Source organism: Sphingobium aquiterrae, from assembly GCF_037154135.1.
Classification (GTDB): domain Bacteria; phylum Pseudomonadota; class Alphaproteobacteria; order Sphingomonadales; family Sphingomonadaceae; genus Sphingobium; species Sphingobium aquiterrae.
Map to the genome: position 1 here is coordinate 72,183 of NZ_JBANFL010000013.1, position 20,980 is coordinate 93,162.

At 63.4% G+C, this 20,980-nt stretch carries 21 protein-coding genes; 3 read left to right on the forward strand and 18 right to left on the reverse strand.

What is annotated here, in order from left to right; translation table 11 throughout:
* Nucleotides 1–31 precede the first annotated feature (31 nt).
* The 4 genes from WFP78_RS14830 to WFP78_RS14845 form a co-directional block, all read right to left on the reverse strand.
* On the reverse strand, nucleotides 32–1,690 hold the full coding sequence (locus WFP78_RS14830) for an asparagine synthase-related protein (protein ID WP_336963826.1): 1,659 nt from the start codon (nucleotides 1,688–1,690) through the stop codon (nucleotides 32–34).
* Between the two features lie 101 nt (nucleotides 1,691–1,791).
* The gene (locus WFP78_RS14835) at nucleotides 1,792–2,454 is read right to left on the reverse strand and encodes a lasso peptide biosynthesis B2 protein (RefSeq protein ID WP_336963829.1); all 663 of its coding nucleotides are present in this window, start codon (nucleotides 2,452–2,454) and stop codon (nucleotides 1,792–1,794) included.
* Nucleotides 2,455–2,509: 55 nt separating this feature from the next.
* Complete coding sequence (locus WFP78_RS14840; protein WP_336963832.1) at nucleotides 2,510–2,635, reverse strand: benenodin family lasso peptide; 126 nt, start codon at nucleotides 2,633–2,635, stop codon at nucleotides 2,510–2,512.
* 142 nt (nucleotides 2,636–2,777) lie between these two features.
* Nucleotides 2,778–3,392 (reverse strand): GntR family transcriptional regulator, encoded by a 615-nt coding sequence (locus tag WFP78_RS14845; RefSeq protein WP_336963834.1) that lies wholly within the window; start codon nucleotides 3,390–3,392, stop codon nucleotides 2,778–2,780.
* 436 nt (nucleotides 3,393–3,828) lie between these two features.
* Between WFP78_RS14845 and WFP78_RS14850 the strand changes: the two genes are divergently transcribed.
* On the forward strand, nucleotides 3,829–4,338 hold the full coding sequence (locus WFP78_RS14850) for a helix-turn-helix domain-containing protein (protein WP_336963836.1): 510 nt from the start codon (nucleotides 3,829–3,831) through the stop codon (nucleotides 4,336–4,338).
* Here WFP78_RS14850 and WFP78_RS14855 read toward each other — a convergent pair.
* Both WFP78_RS14855 and WFP78_RS14860 read right to left on the reverse strand, forming a co-directional pair.
* Nucleotides 4,335–4,856, reverse strand: a complete 522-nt coding sequence (locus WFP78_RS14855) for a DNA -binding domain-containing protein (protein WP_336963839.1) — start codon at nucleotides 4,854–4,856, stop codon at nucleotides 4,335–4,337. The two genes, WFP78_RS14850 and WFP78_RS14855, sit on opposite strands and share 4 nt — an antisense overlap.
* A complete protein-coding gene (locus tag WFP78_RS14860; protein WP_336963842.1) occupies nucleotides 4,816–5,142 on the reverse strand; it encodes a transcriptional regulator domain-containing protein in 327 nt (108 codons plus the stop codon). Before WFP78_RS14860 ends, WFP78_RS14855 begins: the two co-directional genes overlap by 41 nt.
* 578 nt (nucleotides 5,143–5,720) lie before the next feature.
* Between WFP78_RS14860 and WFP78_RS14865 the strand changes: the two genes are divergently transcribed.
* Nucleotides 5,721–6,506, forward strand: a complete 786-nt coding sequence (locus WFP78_RS14865; RefSeq protein WP_336963845.1) for a LuxR family transcriptional regulator — start codon at nucleotides 5,721–5,723, stop codon at nucleotides 6,504–6,506.
* Nucleotides 6,507–6,716: 210 nt separating this feature from the next.
* Here the strand turns inward: WFP78_RS14865 and WFP78_RS14870 are convergent, their stop codons facing one another.
* Nucleotides 6,717–6,905: a hypothetical protein gene (locus tag WFP78_RS14870; protein WP_336963847.1), complete on the reverse strand. Its 189-nt coding sequence runs from the start codon at nucleotides 6,903–6,905 to the stop codon at nucleotides 6,717–6,719.
* Between the two features lie 75 nt (nucleotides 6,906–6,980).
* Nucleotides 6,981–7,340 (reverse strand): hypothetical protein, encoded by a 360-nt coding sequence (locus tag WFP78_RS14875; RefSeq protein ID WP_336963849.1) that lies wholly within the window; start codon nucleotides 7,338–7,340, stop codon nucleotides 6,981–6,983.
* A 14-nt stretch (nucleotides 7,341–7,354) separates the two neighbouring features.
* Here WFP78_RS14875 and WFP78_RS14880 point away from each other — a divergent pair, with 14 nt between their 5' ends.
* Nucleotides 7,355–7,810, forward strand: coding sequence for a hypothetical protein (locus tag WFP78_RS14880; protein WP_336963852.1), 456 nt, complete (start codon nucleotides 7,355–7,357; stop codon nucleotides 7,808–7,810).
* Here the strand turns inward: WFP78_RS14880 and WFP78_RS14885 are convergent.
* The 10 genes from WFP78_RS14885 to WFP78_RS14930 form a co-directional block, all read right to left on the reverse strand.
* The gene (locus tag WFP78_RS14885; protein ID WP_336963855.1) at nucleotides 7,807–11,577 is read right to left on the reverse strand and encodes a conjugal transfer protein TraG N-terminal domain-containing protein; all 3,771 of its coding nucleotides are present in this window, start codon (nucleotides 11,575–11,577) and stop codon (nucleotides 7,807–7,809) included. The genes WFP78_RS14880 and WFP78_RS14885 overlap by 4 nt on opposite strands.
* 13 nt (nucleotides 11,578–11,590) lie before the next feature.
* Nucleotides 11,591–13,015, reverse strand: a complete 1,425-nt coding sequence (locus tag WFP78_RS14890; RefSeq protein WP_336963858.1) for a conjugal transfer protein TraH — start codon at nucleotides 13,013–13,015, stop codon at nucleotides 11,591–11,593.
* A 45-nt stretch (nucleotides 13,016–13,060) separates the two neighbouring features.
* On the reverse strand, nucleotides 13,061–13,624 hold the full coding sequence (locus WFP78_RS14895) for a hypothetical protein (RefSeq protein WP_336964039.1): 564 nt from the start codon (nucleotides 13,622–13,624) through the stop codon (nucleotides 13,061–13,063).
* A gap of 17 nt (nucleotides 13,625–13,641) precedes the next feature.
* Nucleotides 13,642–14,517: a conjugal transfer protein TraF gene (locus WFP78_RS14900; protein ID WP_336963861.1), complete on the reverse strand. Its 876-nt coding sequence runs from the start codon at nucleotides 14,515–14,517 to the stop codon at nucleotides 13,642–13,644.
* On the reverse strand, nucleotides 14,517–15,113 hold the full coding sequence (locus WFP78_RS14905) for a S26 family signal peptidase (RefSeq protein WP_336963864.1): 597 nt from the start codon (nucleotides 15,111–15,113) through the stop codon (nucleotides 14,517–14,519). Before WFP78_RS14905 ends, WFP78_RS14900 begins: the two co-directional genes overlap by 1 nt.
* Nucleotides 15,085–15,963: a type-F conjugative transfer system pilin assembly protein TrbC gene (locus WFP78_RS14910; RefSeq protein WP_336963867.1), complete on the reverse strand. Its 879-nt coding sequence runs from the start codon at nucleotides 15,961–15,963 to the stop codon at nucleotides 15,085–15,087. The genes WFP78_RS14905 and WFP78_RS14910 overlap by 29 nt, the downstream gene beginning before the upstream one ends.
* Nucleotides 15,935–17,050, reverse strand: coding sequence for a conjugal transfer protein TraN (traN, locus tag WFP78_RS14915; protein ID WP_336963870.1), 1,116 nt, complete (start codon nucleotides 17,048–17,050; stop codon nucleotides 15,935–15,937). The genes WFP78_RS14910 and traN overlap by 29 nt, the downstream gene beginning before the upstream one ends.
* Nucleotides 17,047–18,993 (reverse strand): hypothetical protein, encoded by a 1,947-nt coding sequence (locus WFP78_RS14920; RefSeq protein ID WP_336963873.1) that lies wholly within the window; start codon nucleotides 18,991–18,993, stop codon nucleotides 17,047–17,049. Before WFP78_RS14920 ends, traN begins: the two co-directional genes overlap by 4 nt.
* A gap of 340 nt (nucleotides 18,994–19,333) precedes the next feature.
* On the reverse strand, nucleotides 19,334–20,350 hold the full coding sequence (locus WFP78_RS14925; protein WP_336963876.1) for a TraU family protein: 1,017 nt from the start codon (nucleotides 20,348–20,350) through the stop codon (nucleotides 19,334–19,336).
* On the reverse strand, nucleotides 20,347–20,976 hold the full coding sequence (locus WFP78_RS14930; RefSeq protein ID WP_419722975.1) for a conjugal transfer protein TraW: 630 nt from the start codon (nucleotides 20,974–20,976) through the stop codon (nucleotides 20,347–20,349). Before WFP78_RS14930 ends, WFP78_RS14925 begins: the two co-directional genes overlap by 4 nt.
* Between the last annotated feature and the right edge of the window lie 4 nt (nucleotides 20,977–20,980).

Genomic DNA, 20,980 nt, shown 5'->3' on the forward strand with positions numbered 1-20,980 from the left:
GCGAACCGCTTCCGAGCGCGATCCAAGACGCCTACGTCGGTCGCATTGACCACGATCTGGCCCAAACTTCGGCATCAAGAAGTTGCATCACCCGAACATAGTTCGATCCGCGAACCGGACCCGCGTGTCTCAGTTCGGCGGCCAAAGCATCCCGATCGATCACATCGTTCTCGGCCAATAAGCCCTCTGCCAGCAGTTCCCGAATGACCGGAAGGTTTGCTTCGTATAGCTCTGCCATGAAGCTTTCGGGCGTTCCTTTGCTCCGCCTCCAAATCACCTCGGCGGGCAGTTCCTCACAGAATGCCGCCCGCGCGATTGCCCGATCTCTTCCGTCGTCAAACCACATCCAACTCGGCGTGCGGCAGCACGTCTCGACGACCGGCTGCGTAACCAAAGGCGCTACCAGTTGATAAGGCGCGAGGGGGTCAAGTCCCTCGACATAGCACTGCGCCCGAACAAACAAGGCAATCTGCGCCGCCTTTCCGGGCAGCGCATCGGACGGGGCCTCCAGCCAAGGATGCTGCACGGCGCTTTGAACCAGGGACTGTGATCGCCGCGAAAGAAAGCGTGTATCCCCTTTCCACCGGAATGCGGGTGGCTTGAACCACGCTTTTGCCAACGCCGACTTTCCGACCGTCCACACACTTGCCTGCGCGAGCCGCGCGACGTTCTTCGCTACCTCAAGAATGCCCGCCTCGGGATGACTGGACAGGAGGCAGTCGGCGACGGGAGCCGCCGATCGCAACGAACAGAACACGTTGTCGCCGCCACCGCCGTCGAAGATCGCGCTTGCGCCCATTTCGGCGGCCGCAGTGCGGCAGATCCTGTCCGATTCCTGTAAAAATGACCGAACTGTCGGCCGAGGCTCATGTGCTGACGCAGATCGGGTCAGGTCGACATGGGCAGGATCGCGATAGACTTCATACAGGGGGGCCGAGAGCGCTTCGGCGACGAGGTGCGCATAGCGGCGCTCATCGCCGCTTGGGTTTCTTGTCACGAGCGTTACGCAGGAAAATGTCGCCGGCGCGCGGGCCAATGCCGCCGCCACGATCGAGGAATCGACACCACCTGAAAGCTTGAGAACAATTCGGTCGAATTGTCCCGCCACAGCTGCGGTGCTATCAAGGACGCTCCGTCGGAGATGGTCTGCGGCTTCGGCGCGAGTAGAGAACTGGCTCTTGGCGCGTATCCACGGCGACCACATCTCCGCGACGGCGATCTGGTCGGCGTCAATCGTGAGACGCTGACCTCCGCGCAGTTCCTTAATTCCAGACAAGCACGTTTCGGAGCGAGGAACATTGCTGGCTATGAGATGTCTGGTGAGCGCGTCCCACTCAACGACCGGACGCAAATCCGTCGCAGCAATCAGCAGCGGGATATCAGATGCCAGAATGACCACGTCGGATGTTTCCACATAGTAGCAGGGAAGATCGCCAAAAGGGGAGCGCACTACGCTGACTGAAGGAGTGTCCTTCGCAGGCAGAACCGCAACATACCCGCCCCAAAAATGATCGATAAGGTGCTTGCCTTGGGACTGATAAATGCCGTTCTGCATCTGCGTGGCGAGCGTATCGACGCTGCGGCTGGTCTCTCGCGCAAACAGCGATCCGAATATGACACCGCCCAGGCAATCAATGCTCGACCGCGAAGAAATGTCGGCAATTGCATACAAGACTACCGTGTCGATCACAGCCCGGAAATTTCCGTTCGCCGCGTCCAGGTCGCACAAACGGGCTTTAACCGGAGAAATATCACCGGTCTCTCGACGAACTGCGACAAGATAGCGGCGGCTCACTGGGCGACAAGGATCGGGGTATAGTCGCGCACCAAGTCGTGTCGATCGTTCACCAGCACGTCTTCGATCTGAACCCAGCTATGTGCGCCGAAGGGTTGGAGACGAACACCGATCACCAGTTTTGGCCGGAAACCTCCTGACATAAGGGCCCGCGCCACAGCAATCGAGCGCACCAGGCATTGATCGAGCGGAGCCGCAAACAGGGCTGCCCGGTGGAAAGCCAGCGCGGTCTCGGCCGCATCCACCTTTGGTACCTTTGCCTTGTGCTCGGCTGGCCGACGAGCAAGGTCGTGAAGCGCGGACGCCAGACCTCGATACTTGATGAAAGCGCTTGTCAGGGCAAGTCCGAAAAGCGCTGTTGCAACGATCAACGGCCGTGGCCGGCCACGAATCTCCAATAGACTGTTGACCGCGACGGCCGGCGGCTTGCAAGGCTCAGGCACCACCAGTCCATCATGATGACGCAAAATGCCATCCAACGTCAGCCGTTCGAGAGCGGCGACGTCGGCCGGGCTGAGTTCGCGATAGGTAGTAAGATTGAGGAATGCCCGCTCCGCGTCCGCGCCAAGGCAAAAATACCGATCGCGCAACACATCCAGTAAAATGACACGGTCTGCGACCGTGCAGAACGAGAGGTGTTCGGCAAGGAGGAAGCCCATCTGTCCGTTCCCGAAATGGCTGATAAGCGTGCGGCCATCGACCGCACGCTTATCATTAGTCGTCGGAGAGTCCGCCGGTGTCCAATCCGTCCTGTTCGTCGGGGCGTTCACCCGAAGGACCCTTCGTCTCGACCGTTGCGATGCCGAGTTCGATCACGTCGTCGTTCAGTTCACGGTTCATGACCATTCCTCCATGCTACGGAATGTAGCAGGGGAACCATACGTCAAAGCGCATACTAGCCGAAGAATATACTCCAATATATTGAAGTATATTCTGGCGCCACAGTTCCGATGTTTCTAGACGCGGGCGTGCAAGGCAATATCTATAGACGGGAATTTGTGCCGGCACTCCCATACAACCCGTCGACGATCCTCATGGCCATGCTTTTGCGCCGGTTGTGATAGTCAGCGACCAGCCTTCGTGCTGCCGCCGAATCGCCCGACGAAAGGGCGGCAGCGATGGCGGCCAATTCTTCGGTAGCGTCAAACAGGCCATTGGCCTCGACTCGCCGTGCGGCACCGAGCCGGGCATTTGCCCATCGCATCGCCAACACGTGAAGTCTGCTGCCCGAACTGCGAGCGATCGCGCCGAAGAACGCCTCGGTTTGGGTTATGGGATCGCCGACCAAACTGGGGAAAGTGCCTGGCGTTGGTTTGCCCCGACGCCATGCTGCCAAAATTAAATCGAGGTTCCAGTCATACAGGTCCTTCAGTCCCTGTTCGTCGATTTCAGGCACGAAGAAGCCCTCTCCATGCCTTATCTCTGCTAGCCCTTCGCCCACCAGCATGTGAAGTGCATCGCGCGGTGGGGTCACGCTCATACCGAATTCGCTTGCGATTTCGGATGGATCGATCCGCGCACCGGGGCGAATTTCGTGCATGACTATCCGTCGCCTCAGCGCCTCGTGAACACGCGCGGTTGTCTGGCCGACGTTCATCAAATCTGACCATTGCCGCGTGTGCCGGGATTGTGTCGGCGAACAATTGCCGCTGCGTTTATGTGGTCAGCGAAGGTCCGCATGCGATTCAGATATCCCCGAAAGCGTATTGAGGCGGACAGTCAAATCGGGAGCGCGCCGTCGAGTCGAGCCTCATCTTGCATTTGGCGTATGCGCTGCGCCGAGAACGTATGGCGCCGAAGCGATCAAGCGACGTCACGCAACAAGAGTGCGGAAACCCCGCAGGATTTCTGCAGCGTCACGCAACAGAGACCGGCGCCTGATTCCCGCTCCGGTGACCACACCGGATTACCGCATGGATTTTCGTTTATGGCGATGGCTGATTGGCGTAGGCTGGTCCTGAACAAGCGGTAGCCGAAGATGGTGGCGCCGCTCTACGGGAGCAGGAGAGGAACAATAGCGGAGGCTCACACGCATGGATTTGTCGTCCATCCAGTTTCCAAACGGTCGCGAGACACTGTCGCGCGTCATCCGCGACATCCGACGACTGCGGAATCTGCGTGCCAGCGATGTCGCCGAGCGTATGGGGCTACCACAGCGCAGTTATGAGCTGTTTGAAGCGGGCGGAGGGCGGCTCGACCTGGAACGGCTGTTCGCATTCGCCGAAGCGACCGATAGCGATCCTTTCGCGATCATGCTTTCGGTGCCGTTCGGATCATCGGACTTCGCGGTCGCGTGCGCCGATACCAAGCTGGCCCTCATCATGATGATGCATTTACAGGACTTTTACGAAGAGCGTGGCGGCGACATCACCTATCTCGATCCGCCGAACATAATCGGCGGCTTCGAGCGGGTCTTCAAGGAATTGGGTGGCAAGCTCGACGATACCGAAGCCTTCCTGCGGCGCTGGTTCAACGGGCGGCAGGGATCGTCCATCAGCCTCGGAACGCTCAGCGTGCGCGGGCTGCGCAGACGAAAGGCCTAGCAGTCTCCGCAGACGAGTGCGAAATGGCCTCCGGTAGTGAGACGCCGCGCCTTGTCGATGAGGCGCCGTGTTCGCGATCTCAAATGATCGGACTCGTGCTCCCATTCCTGTTCGACCACGCTTCTGCCGAACAATGCGATTGCAATCGACCGTGCCTTCGTGTTCGCCGCCAACGCCTCGAGCGTGCGAAGCAGCATCCAGGGGCGATCCGTGTTTAGAGCCGGAACGGCGAGCGGACGCGGAACGCGTCCGAGCCGCATCAGCGCATCGAGTTGACGAAGTGCCAGAAGCCGGCGTCTCAGACGGCGGCGACCCGCCAGATCATAGCTGAGCCGGACCGGCCCGTCGAGCAAGCTGCCCTCGCTGATACTCAGCCTGACAGCCGTGCGACCGCGTCCGATCAGCGCCTCCTCTCCGGCGGCATCTTTGAAGATCGTAACCGGGACAATCAGCTTGCGGAGGTCGAAGGTTTCGCCATCATCGGCAGGCCATCGTTGGGCCGTCACCCGGATCGTCATAGGGTCCAGTTCGGCGTGCCACATCAGGCGGGCGTCGGCTGCGCCCCGTTCTGGCATTTCCGCGAAAGCGCAAGCCCCACTCGGATGCGTCGCCGCACGACAGGATCAACTCGATCGGCGCGTTTGCAGTGCCGATCTGTTCTGTCGCGGCGGCCACGCCGCGATAGTCGGCTCGACGCCGCAGAACCTCCCAGGCAAAGGCCCTCGCATCGGTGATCACCTCCGGATCAGGCAAGGAGCGCGGGACCAGCGTCAATGGGTCCGCCAGCAGTGCATTTCGTGCCATCTTCTATATCCATCTTTCGTTCAACTTGCCGATTGATGCACACAAGGCGTTGAACTTCGATGCGAGACGGGCGTTAACATCGGCAGAATCGGACCCGCGTCAGAGCCGGCGCAAGCGGGTCGCGGCTGTTCGCGGCACTGCAACGGGCGACGCGCAAGTTCGCGCGTATTCCACCGCAAGCTCCGATCCACACTTACTGCGAGTCGGGGAGGGGGGCGGGTGTTGGAACCTTTAAGACAAAGGCCCGCTATTTCGGGATGCGCCGGTCACCGATTACCCCCGGCCGCATGCGTGTCCCTATCTCACGGCACCCGCCGCGCAAGCCATTAACCCGCCCGTAACGACACATCAAGGAGCAGCTTGGCCCTCATCTTGCACCGACGCGGGGCATACGGTGCACCACGCGCTGTCCATGCAATACTGGTCGATTTTCGGGGGGAGTCGTTTCCGCCCATTCCAAGCCGCATCCCGTGATGCTCAAACCATCCCCGCACGCAGCAAAGCCCGCCACACCGCCTGATCTCATGAAGCGGTGAGCAGATCGCAAGATCAGCATGTTCGAAACGAGGATGAAGCCCATGCACATTGGAGATCGCCTTCGGGAGGCGCTCGCTCGTCTCAACTCGGCATCGTCGACCGAAATGCTACGCGACGCACTCGTCGGTATCGCTCGACAATTGGGCTTTCCCCATGTTGCGCTGGTTCAGCACGGCGGTCTTCCCCGATTCATGGAGGGCGCGATGGTGATTACGAATTACCCTGCTGACTTCGTCCGGTTTTACATGGCGACTCAGGCCTATGTAATTGATCCGGTGTATGAGGTGAGCGCGGGTCTCGACCGGCCTTTTACCTGGGACGAAATCGCGGACTTCGTCGAGTTGGCTGAAAACCAGCACGCACTGATCGGGAAAGCACGGCGATACGGCATCGTTCACGGCATCACCGTCCCTCTGCACATGCCCAGAGAGTCCTATGCGTCATGCACTTTTGCCCGATCGGAGCCGATCGAGATCACGCCATCACTGATGACTACGCTCCAGATCATCGCGGGCTTCGCATTCAGGGCGGGCCTCTATCTCCATCACGCCATGAACGACCGCAATGTTCCCCGGCTTACGCGCCGCGAGGCCGAATGCGCGGCGCTGATCGCGCTCGGCAAGACCGATTGGGAGATCGGTCAGATCCTCGGCATCGCGCAAACAACGGTGCGGTACTACATTACGAGAGCCAAGCAACGCTATGGCGTCTTCAGGCGCTCGGAGCTCGTCGCGCGCGCGATCGTCGATTCTCAGGTCATCGGTGATGGCCGGAACAAGGGTGGCACAGTGCCGAGAAACGCCGACGACAAGCCGGAGCGGGAATAACCACTACGACGCAACCCTCTCGCGCGCCAGGAGCGGACAATGCGCCAAATACGGCCTCCACCCAATTTCGGTGAAAAGCGCGGAAGCGTGGAGGTTGGCGATGAGGGAGGAGAATCGGAAAGGTTGGGGAGTGAGGTGGCGTTGCGATGAAGCCAATGCGGGCAGCGTTCCTGCTTGATTCGCCTAAAAACCGCTTACAATTATCTTCATTCACGCCGCCCATGCCGACGCGAGCGCAACGACCTGGCGGAATTCATCCTGCTTCGGCTTGCTGTGCAGCCGTTCCAGCAAGGTCTGGTTGCCGTCACCAAACCCTTCGCCCGGCGTCGTCGGGACCATGAGTTTCTTCCAAGGATTGGTATCGCCGAGAGCTTCGAGAACGCGCTTCAGGTGCCTCACCGCTTCGCCATTTGCGAATTGCCCATCCGGATACCGAATCTCCGATCCATAGGGCACACCGAGTATCTGCTGCCGCTAGCGCCGCTTTTCGATGGTTGCCGGGGGCACGCTCCGCATCGTCGCGACGTGAGCGCGGTCGTACATTCCGCCTGCGCGCTGCCCCATATCCTCACGGAACTCGGCCGTACGTTCGCGCGCCTTCCTGTTGGCTTCGAGTTCCGCAGGCGATTGTGGGGTAATGTCGCGTGGCGCGATGGCCAGCGCATGGCGGAGACCTTCGGCTCCGACGATATCGGCCAGCCTGTGGTTGCTTGCCGCCTCAACAGCCTTGGTGATCGTCGGCGTCAGCTTTTTCAGCGCCTTGCGCTGAAGGGTGTCGCAACCTGCGATGCTGCGGACAGTGGCATGAGCGGAGATTTCTGCTATAGTTCTCATCCAAGGATTTAGCGATGACTACCGCAACCGACCTGTCGGCAACCGAACCTGCAGCACCAAGGCTGAAAGCAGCCGATTGGCTGTGGCGTCCTTGGTATGCGAAGGCTTGGTGGGCAGCGATCCCGGTCTGGTGGATCGGCATGGCGGCGTCCACAAAGGTCGCGCCACTCGAAGCATTCTACGACAGCGCGCCTGCTGGTTTTCTCAATGTCCTGTTCTTCCCGATGACCGCGCTCATGATCCTCGGTGTCGGCTATGCGCAAAGCTGGCTGGCGGCAGTTTCGCCCCGTCGCGATGGCGTTCCGGTGTCCGATGAGGAAGCCGCCAGAATTGCTCGCCTTTGGCAGGAGCATGAGCGAGACATGGAAAACATCCGTGCGGGCACCGACATTTTCGATCCACGGTCCGGGGCTCTATGGATCGGAAACCCCTTAAGCTTTCAGTATCCCGGCCGTTTCTTTGAGCGCTAACGCTTTTTGAAACTGTTATCACCATCGCCGAAACTATTGTTCAGATCGTTGGAAAACCGCCCGCTTTTCAGCACAGAGTTCTGCTCGATCGATGTAAGCGGACCGGTGATGTCGAACGTCGCCCGCCCGGAGTCCGCATCCTGAAGGTAGCGGTTGCGCATCCCGTCCGGTCCCAGGATGCGATCTGACAACTCCTGCGAGAAGGTTGCAGCGGGGTCGCTGGACCGGGCAGCGGCTCGCTCGGCAGCCGCGATCGATTCGCGCACGTCGTAGTTGACGATATCGATTGCAGAGTGCGCCGTTTCGTTTGTGGTTCCGACATCGCGGCTCTCGAACCCAAGACTGCCACCAACGCGTCCAGATGCGGACCGGCCCTTTTGGTTAGTCGGGCTTTGGTTCGATTGTTGCCCTCTACCCGCAGGTTGCGCGTGACCTCCTGTCGTTTCCGATTCCTGAGTATCCACTGACCCCCCAATGTTGGCGTTGATAGTCGTGCCCATCGACACCTGGTCCTGAGCCGATCGCGACAGCCCGCGCTGCCACCCGGTCTGCGCGATGATCGCCTGCACATCCCTTGTGAGTGTATCGGCGACCTGCGGATTCAAACGCCAGTTGCCGTGCCGGTCCATCTCGAACCCGCCGCGCAGCCAGTTCTGCATCATTGCCTGGCCCTGTTCGCCGCCGCTCAGGAAATGCTCGACCGTATCGGGACCGGCCTGTTTGCCAGCTTCGAAGCGCGTGCTGGTGTCGTTGCGTGCCGATTGCTGGAACCCGACCGAGCTGGAGACCAGCACATCGTTGTCGGCGAACGAGAAGCGCGCACGCCCGCCATTTGCGATTGCTCCGAGCTGACTTTCGTTGATCAGACCGCCGCGCCACATTTGTGCCGCCGTCTCGGGCGTTAGGTTGAGGCTGAGATCGCCATTCTGCGCCATGGCGATCTGCCGCTTCGACATTTGCACGCCATGCTCGCCCAGCAATTGCTGCATGCGCGTGAGCCGTTCGTTGTCGACGATGCGGGTCAGCCGCTCGTTGCGGGCGCGATCGGCGATACCTTCCGCACCGCCCTCGGCCATATCGACCTGATTGCCGACGCCCTGGGATAGTGTGCGGATGAAGCTGTCGAGCCGGGCCGCCTGCCGAACCGACATCCCCGCGGCCGCCGCGCCCTCAGCAAACCCGGCATTGTCGGCCTGCCGCCGCTGCTCGCCGATCCGCGCCGCCGAGCGGGTGCCATCATGCCCGACCTCGCGCTGCGCGTCGAGCTTGCCCGAGCGCTCGGCGAAGTCGTAGCCTGCCGCCTCGCGCGTGCGCCCATAGACGCTTGTGCCCTCGCGCGCCGCTTCGGCCGTCGCACCGTCGGCGGTCCCGACCTGTACGGCGGCATTATAGGTTTCGAGCGCGCGCATCACCTGCGCTTCATTACGGTCGGTTGCGCGGGAGAGTTGGGTGATGGCGAAGGAGCGGGCTTCGCTCGAGAGGGCGTTGATGAAGGCGATGCGGCGAGAGGTTTCCTGAACGGAGAGGCCGAGCATCGATGCGGCATTGCGCTGACCCTCGTTGCTCCCTGTCCTGTGCGCCTGCTCGGTCGCTACATTGCGCCGCTCGACCGGAGCCACATTGTCGCCCGCAAAATCCCTACGGCCTTCCATCGCACCAATCTGAACCTGCGCGGCGGTGAGATCATTGCGCAGCATCTGCTCCTGGTCGAAGGTATTGGCGATGAGCTTGGCGAAGGTCGGATCGGCCGAAGCCTGACCGATCACCGTCGAGGCCTTCAGCGCCGCATCCTTCGCATCATAGCCGCTACGCTCAAAATGCCGCTGCGCGCCCGACAGCATCATGTCATAGGAGCGCTGTTCGCCGAACGCGCGCCACTGAACCATCTTCTGCGCGAAAGCCGCGAAGGCGCGCTCCCCGGATTGCCCCTCGCCAAAATACCCCGTGCCCAATGCACGCAGTGCGTCCTTCTCCGCAAAATTGTGGATCGCGCTGGTCGTGGCATTGTCGCGCACCGCGCGCACGGTCGCGGGATCGGTGAGGCTGCGCCCCGTCAGCGCCGGTGAAATCCCGCCCAGCTCGCGCGCGGCATCGAGCCCTCCCATGCCGAATGCGGGCGTTCCGTTCGCGCCGCCGCCATGCTCGCCGAGCATCCGGCTCGCGGCGCCGAACGCCCGGTTCGCGCCGAAGGTCGAGCGTTCCCCGAAGTCGCCGAAGTTCGACGCTAAGCCGCGCCGTGCCATGGTCCCGGCGGCTGTCGCCTGCGCTTCGAGCGCGCCTGCATAACCTTCGCTGGTTGCGAGCGGTGCGGCCGCTGCCGTACCCTGGCCCTGGACGCCGAGTGCGCCGCTGGTGAACGAGGTGAAGACGTTGCCCGAGAAGCGGAACACAGTGAATACGAAGGCGCCGGCCAGGCCCGCCGCTGCCGTGCGGAAGCTACCGAAGATCGCCAGCGCCTTCATCGCCGAGGAGGGCGCCAGCATCCATGCGTTCGCGGCGACATTGTTCGAGCGCATTTCGGCAAGCACATCGGTCGCGCGGCCGAGCGTCAACTGATAGATCCCGGCATCGATCACACCCCACAAAGCGACGAACACGAACAGGCCGAGCGCGAAGCTGGCGACGCGCAGGTTGATCGGCGTGAGGATGAACAGGAGTGCGATCGGCATCATGAACAGCATGATGCCGAAGACCGTCGCCCGGATGGTCGGCATCCATTCGTTTGCCGTGGACATCGTCGCGAGGCCGGACGAGACGACGGCGCGATTGGCCATGATGCGTGCTGCCGTTGCCGGACTGTCCTCGAACAGCACGTCGCCCACCGTACTGCCGAGCATGACGTTGGTCAGGAACTGCTGCAGCGACTGGGGCTTGTCCATCATCATCTGGCCGAGCTCGCCGATGTTCGAGCGGCAGCGCTGAAGCTGGGCCGCGTTGGTGATGTCGTAGCCGGTGCGCGTGCAGACTTGCGCGACATAATTGTCGAACAGCGCCGGTTCGGAGAGGCGTGTCGAGATATGCTCCCAGGCCTCGGCACAGCTGACTGTCGCCCCCCCCTTGTCGGTTGCGGTAAACACCGTGCTGAAGGTCGCTGGCCCCGCCATCCCGGCAAAGGCGGCGGGGAGATCGGTGGCGGTGCGGAACAGCGTGTCGTCGTCGACACCATAGGCAGGCGAGACGCGCGCCACCGGATAGCATTGCCGCACATAATCCTTGATCGTCGCATCGAGAAAGGTGTCGGTCATCGGGCCGCGGGGGCTGGCGGCGTTGAGGAAGAGATCGAAGCTATGGCCGCCGGCACCGAACTCGAGCTTGGCGTGGGGATTGGTGGTGTTGTCGTCGATCACCTCGGCGAGCGCGCGCTCCATCATATTGGTCACGCCCGCGACCAGCACGATGAGGTTGGGGACGTCGCCCACCGGCTGATAGGCGTTGCGCACCCGGTCATAGACGTGGACCGTGCCCGTCGTCGCCACCATGCCGACGAACAGGCCGACGCCGATCAGCATCTGGAACCCGAACCCGACCAGCCCCATGCCCGAGCCACGGATACTGGCGAGCAGGACGCCCAGGCCGATGCCGACCACCGCGACGATCAGCACAAGCGTCTCGTAGCGCGGGTCGCCGAAGATCATCGAAACCAGGCGGAAGGCGTCCACGGTCTCGGCAAAGCCGTCATAGGTGTGGAAGCTGGTGTCGATCGCCAGCGCGGGCGTTGCCGCGAACAGAGCGATCAGGACTGACAGGGCGCGAAGGATGCGGATCATGACGTGCCCTCGCTCAGCGGTTGCGGTTGGCGGCGGCGCCGGCGGCGTCACGCGCATCACGGTCGCGCTGGCGGACCACCCCGGCATAGTTGGCCGAGAGGTTCGCCTGGTTGAGCGCGGCCATATAGGACTGGCGCATCTGCGCTCGCTGCCGCAGCACCTCATCACGCAGGCCGCTCAGCTGCTCTATTCCCTTGGTCAGAATGCGCGTTTGGCAGACCTTCGCATTGCCCGCGTCGCTGGCCCCGGCTGCGTTCACGCCGCGTTCGGCGTTCGACACGGCGAAATCGATGCTGCGTGTGAGGTCGTTGAGCATCTGATAGGCGAGCGTGAGCGCGACCAGCTCGTCCGTGTCGCCGATCACACTGTCGGCCAGGCCCTGGCGTACGCCCCATTCAAGCAGACGATAGACCGGAAGCGTGCGGACATTGGCGACGAACTGCCTTTCCTCCGGCGTCAATGCCGCGCGCGTGCGGATCTTGACGGCAATCGATTCCATCCGAGCGCGTGCAAGGATCAGAGCACCCTTGCCGTTGCCATCGACCGAGCAGTCCGCCGATGTCGGCGGAACCGACAGCGTGCGAGACTGGACCTTGCCGGTCAGGAAATCGTCGACGCTTTCAGTGTCCTGGCGTGGGCAGGCAGGTATGGCCGAGAAGATCGGTACCTTGTCGGTGGCATCCCACCGCATATAGACGTCCCCGACACGCGCGCGCATGACACCCGTCCAGTCGGACGCGCCGACGCGCGCGGCGGCATGGGCAAGCAGCGAGCCCGTCTTGAAGATCTCGGTGACTTCGGCCGGGCAGTTTTCGAGCGCATCCTTGAGATCCTCGGTCGGGTTGCCCTGATTGGCCTGGATCTTCTCGCGGCTCTGCTGATAGCTCTTGGCAAAGCCTTCGCGGACCGACTTGTAGCCGGTCATTTCCTCGACGATGCCCGACACATTGTCATCGCCCTTCGCGATCTGGACCATGCGGTTGGCGAGGCGGCAGTCGTTGACTTGGATGGAGTTCAGGAAATTGGTGGCCGCTTCCATTTTGGAGATGATGTTACCCATCTTCTCATCGAGCGTTTCGAGCAGATACTGGAAGGCGACCGCCGGCGCGGCCTGCAGGATGCTTTCGAGCTTTTGCACGAGATAGTCCGGATCGAGGAACGACATGCCACCAAGGAACATGTCGATCCCGCCGCAACCCGCACGGATTTTCGGCAGCGTCACGCTCATCAGATAGTCGTTGTGGACATCGACCCGGCCCGACATGCCGCCCGCGGTGATGTAGCCGCGGGTCTGGTCCTCGAAGCTGCCGGGACTGGTATAAGTGACGTTGTCGAACCAGCTTTGGGCCCAGCTTTGCGCGGACGCGGGAGAGGCAAAGCCGCAGGTAGCGAGCAACGGCAGGGCAAGCAGGGTCAGGCGGCGGCGCGAGGTAGCCATGGTGGGCAGCTTTCCTGGGATAGGGCGAGGATTTGGCTCCCCATGTCAGTTCCTCGCCCGGTTGGAGTAGGGACGTGGCGGTGCGCCCACGATCCCGGTGAACTTCGCCATGCCGCGGATGCCGACTGCGGGTTTCACGCCGGTCAGCATCTTGGCCGCGAGATAGAGGTTGCGCCCAAGGTTGGGCGCGTGGTCGGTGCCGATCGCAACCGGAATGATGCGGTTCGGATCGGAGAGCGGGCGGACCCACGCCACCGGATGCCCGACCCAGGGCAGGCCGAGCCGCCCGGAACGCACCATCGCCTCCTGGCTGCTGATCGTGCGGACCTTCCAGCCGTAGCGCTGGCCGAGCCCGCCGAACCTTGCCCAGAGGTCCGCGCAGGGAATGCAGCCCGGCGCCGTGCTCATTTCGACGATGAAGGCCGACGCCTGGCCCTTCATGGTCTCGGCAAAATCGGGCGGCCAGTCGCGCGTGACGGGCACGCGGGCGAGCCATTCACGCATCGCTGCCTCGGTAGCGACCGGATGGATCGCCGCGCGCATCGCCTGCTCGCGGGTAACGGGCTGCGCCGACGCCGGGGTGATGCCCCCAAGCAAGCCGACCAGCATGAAGGTCACCAGCCGCCTCACCGCTGCGGCTCCAGGCTGGCGCCGACAAGATCGCCGCCGAGCGCGCGAGGATCGGTTGCGGAGACCGGGCCGTTGGCGAGCGCATCGAAGAAGCCGTCTTCCTCGCCCGCGCCGGTCATGAACTGCTCGGGCCGGATGTCGCCGGAGAGCAGCCGCACCGCCTGATAGGCCATCTGGGTGAGGTTCGGATAAGCCTCGACTCCGCTCGCGATCACCATGCGCTGTTGGCTGTTGCGCCGGATCACCATGGTGGTCGGCGTGATCTCGACCCCAAACCGTTGCGCCAGTTCCGGCCTGCGATCGATGTCCATGAGCGTTACCTGCCAGCCCATTTCCTCCTGGAACCGCTGGACGATCGGCCACTGGACGCGGCAGTAGCCGCAGGTCGACCGCGAGAACATGACCAGCGCGAACTCGCCCGCGCGCCCGCGCAGGTACTGGCGGCGGACCTGGTCCTTCTGCGCCGAAAGCTGATCGCGGGCCTCTCCGACCATCGGGTTGGCGGACTTGGCGTTGAGTTCGGGATGCTGGAGCATCGCAATCTGCGTGACGCCGGCGAAAGCGCGGGCCTTACGCCGCGCAAAGTCCTGCAACCGCCAGAAATCCGCCACCGCGTCGACCGTCAGCATCGTCGCGGCATAATCGCGCTGCTGCTCGATCAGCTTGCGGATCTTCGGCGGCGTCCAGGTCGACAGCTCCGCCATCGGCGGAATGACCGGCTTTGCCAGCGCGTCGGGATCATCCTCTTCCGCGGCCGGGGCAGGCGGCGCCTGATACCACCAATAGCCGGTCCGGGCGTCGTCGCGGGGCTGGGCCAGCGCGGAAGGGGCGGCCAGCGCCAACGCCGCGGCCAGCGCGATCCGGGCGGCCATCACAGCAGCTTCTCCATGCGGCGAAGGCGCTCGATCGCGACCGGGCCGTAATAGCGGCTGTCGAAGCCGCTCGCATGGGTCGAACCGACATAAATCGTTCCGGGCAGGATGAGACCATTGTCGGGTTGCCAATGTTCGAGACGCTGACCGTCATGGCCGAAAGGCTTGCTGATCCCGAGCAGCCTGCCGTTGCAATAATACCAGCCATCCCATTCGCCATAGCTCATGGACGGCTTCTCGATCATCGAGATCCGTTCTCCTGGGAAGCAGAGGGCATATTTGGTGACGGCAACGGGCTTCGGTCCGGCGAGCGGGTGCGACAAGGTGAACGAGACGAGATCGTTCCGGGCGATCGGCCCCGGCGCCTCGCGGACAAGCCAGGCGTCGATCGACGGGCTCATGACGATCGTCGCCTGCGGGATCGCCCACCAGGCCAGGAGGCCGATCGGCAGCACGATTCCGAACGCCTTCCAGAGCTGCTTTGGACGCGGAGGCTGTCCGAGCCCCGCACTGCCGAGTGCAACCGCCGTCTTGAGCGGCAGCAGCTTCATTTCTGACCAGCCCGCTTTAGCGGCCCTGAAGGCGAGCCTGAGCATCGCGCACATCCTCCTTGCCGCCGAGGCGGACATATTCTTCGAGAAGTCCGGAAAGCGCCGCATCGCCATAGATGACGTGGGCAGCGCGTGGGCTGTCGTCCTCGCGCTCGCAATAGGGAAGCGCGGGATCGCCCGGCACCATGGCAAGCGCCGGCACCCGCGATACACCGTGTTGGCGGAAGATCAGCGGATCGACGATCAGCTGCACATTCCGCATTGCGCAAGCCGGGCCTTCGCAGCCCGGATCGTGGCGCAGTATCTCGGCCGAGAGTTTCGCCATTGGTGCAACCCGGGTCAGGCCGCCCGGCATCCCGCGGAAGGCGAGGACACCGTGCGTCTTCTCGAGTTGCGCGGCATAGGTCCGTAATGTCGTCACTGGCATGGATGAAGATACGAACAGGACCGGCACCCAGCCCTTGGCGTTCGGCGGCGCCGCGACGCCGGCGATGGACTCCATGTCGGGTGCTTCGAGCCCAAGCGCTTGCCCCAGCCGCCGCGCCATGGCGTTGCGCTCGGCGGCCATCGCGTCCTTGCCCTTGTCGAGCGCGGCGCGCCCCCGCGCATCCATGGCAGGCGAAGGTGCGCGCTTGCGCAAGCCTTCGAAAGCGCGGCGGCGGGTTTCCTCAGACGGTGTGGGCAGCGCGGTCGGGCCGCGCGCTTCCGCTTGCCTTTTCCGTGCCGCCGTGGCGCGTTCGAGCCGATCGAGCGCGGTATCGCCCTCCGCGGCCGCGCGATCGCGAGCGTTGTCCTGGCGGGGCGTGTCCTGCGCCATCGCGGAGGCGGAAGCGAGCAACGCTGCCAGCGCAAGCGAGGCGCGCGCTCTACTGCCCAATGACTTGCATGTAGGCATCGATCTTGTCCTTCATGTCGATCTGGATTTGGCCTTGCGTCCGAGCTTCGATTTCAGAATAATATTCGGAGAGATCCATCCTGCTGAAGTCGAGCGCCTGGAACTCTTCGGGCGTGAAGCCGCGGCAATAGGGCTGCTTGGCCGTGCCCCAGCCGACGCTGTTGAAGCTCTTGAGTTGCGGCCGGCCCTGTTCCTGGATGATGCGGCCAAGCTTGGTGTTGAAGCAGCAATGACCTTTCGACTTCTGCACGCAGATGCCGAGGATCTTCGAACTGCAATAGGTGCCGACCTCATGGCACATGCCCGACCCGCGGAGCATGCCCACTTCCATGTCCTGCTGGTCACAGCCGGAAAGCAGGAAATCCATCATGAAGTTGATCGCGAGGCTGATCGCGATCGACGTCGGATCGATGCCGACGATGATGGCATTGGCACCGGCGCTTGCCGCCTGGCTGGCGGTGGCGCCGGCCTTGAACGCGGTGTAGGCGGCCTTCATGCCCGTAAACACGCCCTTGGCGACGGCGATCTTGGTGCCGATCGACGAAATCGAACCGCCCATGCCGTCCTTGACGATCTTGCCCTTGTCCTTGCAGCAATTCGAAAACGTCGTCTTGAGCCCCGCAGGGCGGCAGCGTGCGGCGCGACCGGCGAAAATCTCGATATTGCCGAGGCAATGACCTTCGGCATCGACTTCGCCATCGGCGGGGGCGCCCGGATCGTCGACGACCGGATTATCCTCGATCCCCGCGCCGTCACTTCCGGTGCAGGCAATGGGCGAGCACATCGGCGTTCCGCCGCCGACCGGAGTGAGGCATTGATGCTGCGATCCGAGCGGACAGCTATAGGCGCCTTGCGCATCGGCGGCGCACATCGTCTGCTGGATCGGGCAGAGCCAGGCATCGTTTGCCATCGCGGAGCAGTTCGCGACCTCACCGGGATCGCCGGCATCGCCATTGCCGTTGAGATCGACCGCGCAAACCGGCTGCTGTGCCCGCGCGGGCGCGAACTGCCCGGCGAGCAGAAAACCGCAGATCGCGAGCGCGATCAGCGCAACCCGCGTCGGCCAAAGATTAGGGCGCCAGATCATCGAACTTCTCCCGTGCAGACGAGATCGCCGCCGCCGAGACGGACGGTCTGCATCATGACCACCGCTTCGGGAAAATCGTCGAGGCAGCCGCAGGCGGAGACGATTTGCTCGCCGGGGCCCGCGGGACATATGTCGCCGCCGCTGCCGGTCTTGCAGGCGTGATAGAAAGTGTCCCAGCCAGTGGGCACATTCTGCTTTTCCCCGACCACGCCATCGAGCGCCACGCCGTCATTCGCCTTGGGCGCGCGGGTCTTGCAGACTGGCTCGCAAGCCGGGACCGCGCCGCGATCAGGAAGGGCAAAGTCGCGAGTCGACGTCGAATAGCCGCCGTCTTTATTCTTCACGCGATCAGCCAGCAGCGTCTCGGTCGAGTGGTCGATGATATAGGCGCCGCGGCTCAGGTCCGGCCCGGGCATCGATCCGGTATCGATGGCGCAGCGATAGCGCCGCTCGCGCCCGAACCATGGACGGGTCAGGCTCAGCGAGCAGGCGCCGCTTTCGAACAGCCGGGTCTGGGGGAGCGGCGTGAGGCCGGTGGCGACGCCATTGCGGAAGGTACCAACGCCATCGACCGTTTCGTCATGGAGCGTGCAGTTCGCGTCTCCAGCATAGCCCGCACACAGGTCGACGATGCGCTCGGTCGGATTGCAGCTCATGTCGAGCAGCGCGTCGAACTGCGCGAAGGCTTCTCCCTCGCCGCCGACCGCGACGCGCATCGAGATGACATGCTCGCCCTTGGGCAGCCACGGCTTGAGATCGAGATTGGGGTAGGCGTGCCAGGTCCGCTTGCGCTCGCATTTGCCCGGCGGCAGGCCGCTCCCCGTCCAGTTGGCGGGATCGGAGAGGACGAGTTGCCCATCGATGCGAAGCTGGACCCAGTCGTCGAAGAAATAGTGCGAGAGCTGAAATTGAGAGAGCCGGTCGGGATCATCGACCCTGAGCCGCATCTGGAATTCGAAGATGCGGCAGCTTCCGCCCCGCAAACTGTCGTCGCGCGGCGAGCCCATCTGGAAAGTGAGCTGCTCGGGAGATGGGGCGTAAGTTGCATAGGCGCCGCCCAGATGCGCGATAATGTCCTCCGCCTTGGCGGCGCCCAGCGACACTTCGCGCGTGATGGTGCAGGATCGGATCTGCTCCGCCTTGCCCATCCCGGCGGGTGATCCCTTCAAGGCCTGGAACACGCTGCTCGTGGCGGCCGCGCTCGCCGCGTCGCCCTGGATCGTCGCGGGACTGGCGCGATAGGCGGTCTGCGGAAGCGATGAGTCTGGCGAGCAGGCGGTACTCTGCGCGCCGGTATAGCGGATCGCCGGTCCATCGATCACCGCCTGCGCGACGCCGACGCGAGGGTCCGCCGTGGTTAGCGCGCCGATCACGCCACCGCCCAGATCCTTCAGCACCGAGGCCATATTGCCCCAAACGAGGTTCGAGCCGCAGCTGTTATTGACGCAATAGCAGCCGGCGAGGTCGGTGAGGCCGACTTCGGTGAGTTTGAGATCGCCGCCCGAAGCGACGTCCCATTTGAAGCTTTTGCACTGGTTCCAGGTGCCGGGCTGGCAGGAGACCACACCATTGGCGCAGATGCCCGACACCGGAACCGGAAGGGTCAGCGTCTGGTCGACCGCGCCGTCGAGGTTCTTGTCGCGGCTGATGCGCAGCGTGCCGATATCGCCCGTCGATGCGGGCTGCGCGATCAGTTCCAGCAGGGTCGCCGTCTTCTGGCAGGCGATATCGGGATTGAACGTCCGGCTGTTGTCGACGGTCGAAATCGGCTGTCCGGCAAGACCCGGCGTCAGATAGTTCTGCTGGATCGCCTCGCTGTCGGACGTCTTCGCGCGTGAGGCTTCGGCGGCGGCACGGGCGCGTTCCTCGACCGTTTGTGCCGGCACGGAAACCGGCATGGCGACGGTAGCCGCTGCGACAAGAAACAGGCAACGCGCCCTCATGGCTGCCTCGCGCGCGTGCTGCGCGACCCATAGGCGAAGCGGAGCACGTCTCCCGCCCGAAACGTGGCTGATCCGGGCGAGAGTATCTTAAAGACGGCCTGGCCCTCGAAGGTTGCAAGTATGGCGAAGGTGGTCAGCGCGGCCGCCACCGGAGGCGCGGCAAGAGGGGGGCTCGCCTTCCCCGATGGGGGGCATTCGGCCGCGCTGACCATAGGTGGAGCGACGGCGGCAGGGGGAACCGCCGCCGCTCCTTCCGCGCGCCCGTCCACGGTGGGGAGCCTTCCATGACGAGCGGGACAACCGCCCGTGCCGAGTGCGCGGGTTGGGGGAAGCGACTGGCTCATGGCGTGGAAATTCCCGCGCAGCAGATCGCTTTTTCGAAGAGCATGAATTGGGCGTTGTCTTTGCCGGGCGCGTGCTTGCCCGATGTCCAGAGCGCGCCGGGCCGGCCGATATTGACGCATTTCCCGCCCTTGACGGGTTCCATGATCTGGAGCTTGTAGCGCGACTTGGTCCAGATCGGCTGTGGCTTGAACGAGCAGCCGTCCTCGGAATGAACGGTGAGTGCGCCCAGGCGGCCCATCATGAAGGTGCCGCGCGCGGCGAGGCCGGCCCAGCCTTCAACGCGGTCACCCATGTGAATGTCGCCGGCAACGGGATAGGTGCTTCCCCAGCTTCCCATGCACCAGAACAGCGGGTCGATGGTTTTGCCCGCAGCCGCCGCGGCGCTATCCGCCATGCAGGCGAGCCCTGCCGCCGGGTTGCCAAACAGGATACCTTCGGGTTGGATGATCGCGCCCAGCGTCCCCGACTGCCACGTCGGCAAGACTTCGGTGATCATCGCGACATCGAAGCCACCGTCCTCGATGCACGGCAGGTCCGTGAACATGTCGAGCATCTTCCAGACCGGCGCGATGTAATAGTGCATCTGCGCGAACAGCTTTGTCGTGTTGGTGCCGTCCGAGATCGAGGACTGGCTGCCTTGTAGCTTGCCGCCGGTCGACATGAGATCGACGCCCAAGGCCATCATGCAACCTGGCTCGGTCACCACGTCGATCATGCGGTTGGGCGTCCAGAAGCTGACCTTGACCCCGAACCAGAATGTCGCGCCCTTGCGGCAGGCACAGAGCGGTTTCGAGGCCGACTGCGCGTCGAGTTCCTTGTCGAGTTTGTCGTAGCTTCCGACCCGAACCCCGCCGATCGTGATCGGGAAGATGCAGTTCCAGCGCACCTTGGTGACGGGATTGAACACCGTGTCCGAAGGGCATTTGGAGGCATGCGCGGGCGTGGCCGGCGCCAGCAGAGACAGGGCGATGGCCGCCGCGCCGGTGCGCAGCAGGGAGACGACATGGCTCATGGGATTGCCTTTCGCGGGTTGGCGCGAGCGAGCCGCACTTCGGTCAGCTCCAGCTTCTGTCCGACCTGGCGGACGATCACGGGGGCGACGGTGAGGCCGAGCCGGTCCTTCACCTGCTCCTCGAGCATGAACAGCGCGCGGCCATGACGTTCGCCCAGCGAGAGGGCGTCGTCTTTGGGATCGCCATCACCGGTCAGGATGATCCAGTCAGTCAGCGTTGCCGTCTTCAGTGCCCAGCCAAGATCGCGCGGATGCACGATGACGAGGCGCTGCGGCAGCGACACATAGGTCAGTGGGTTGAAGGTGAAGCCCTTGGGGTAGAGGAGCTTGCCGTCCGGCAGGCGGATCTCGGTATCGAGCGTGTAGAACGGCACGACGTGTCGCACCCGGGTTTCGCGCGCGGTCGCGAGCATGGCGCCCTTGAGCGCGCTCCAGCCCGATCGCGGCCCGAACTTCTCCTTTATGTCCGCAGGCTGCCGCGCCGCGCGCGCCTCGATCTCAGCCATGGCGTCGGGCTCGGCGATTGGCCAGGTGCGCCCGATAGTGGAGGTTTCGGCGCGGGCGGTGGACGCGAGCAGGAGCGATCCGGCGACGAGACCTGCGATAGTCGCGGACTGAAAGACCACGATC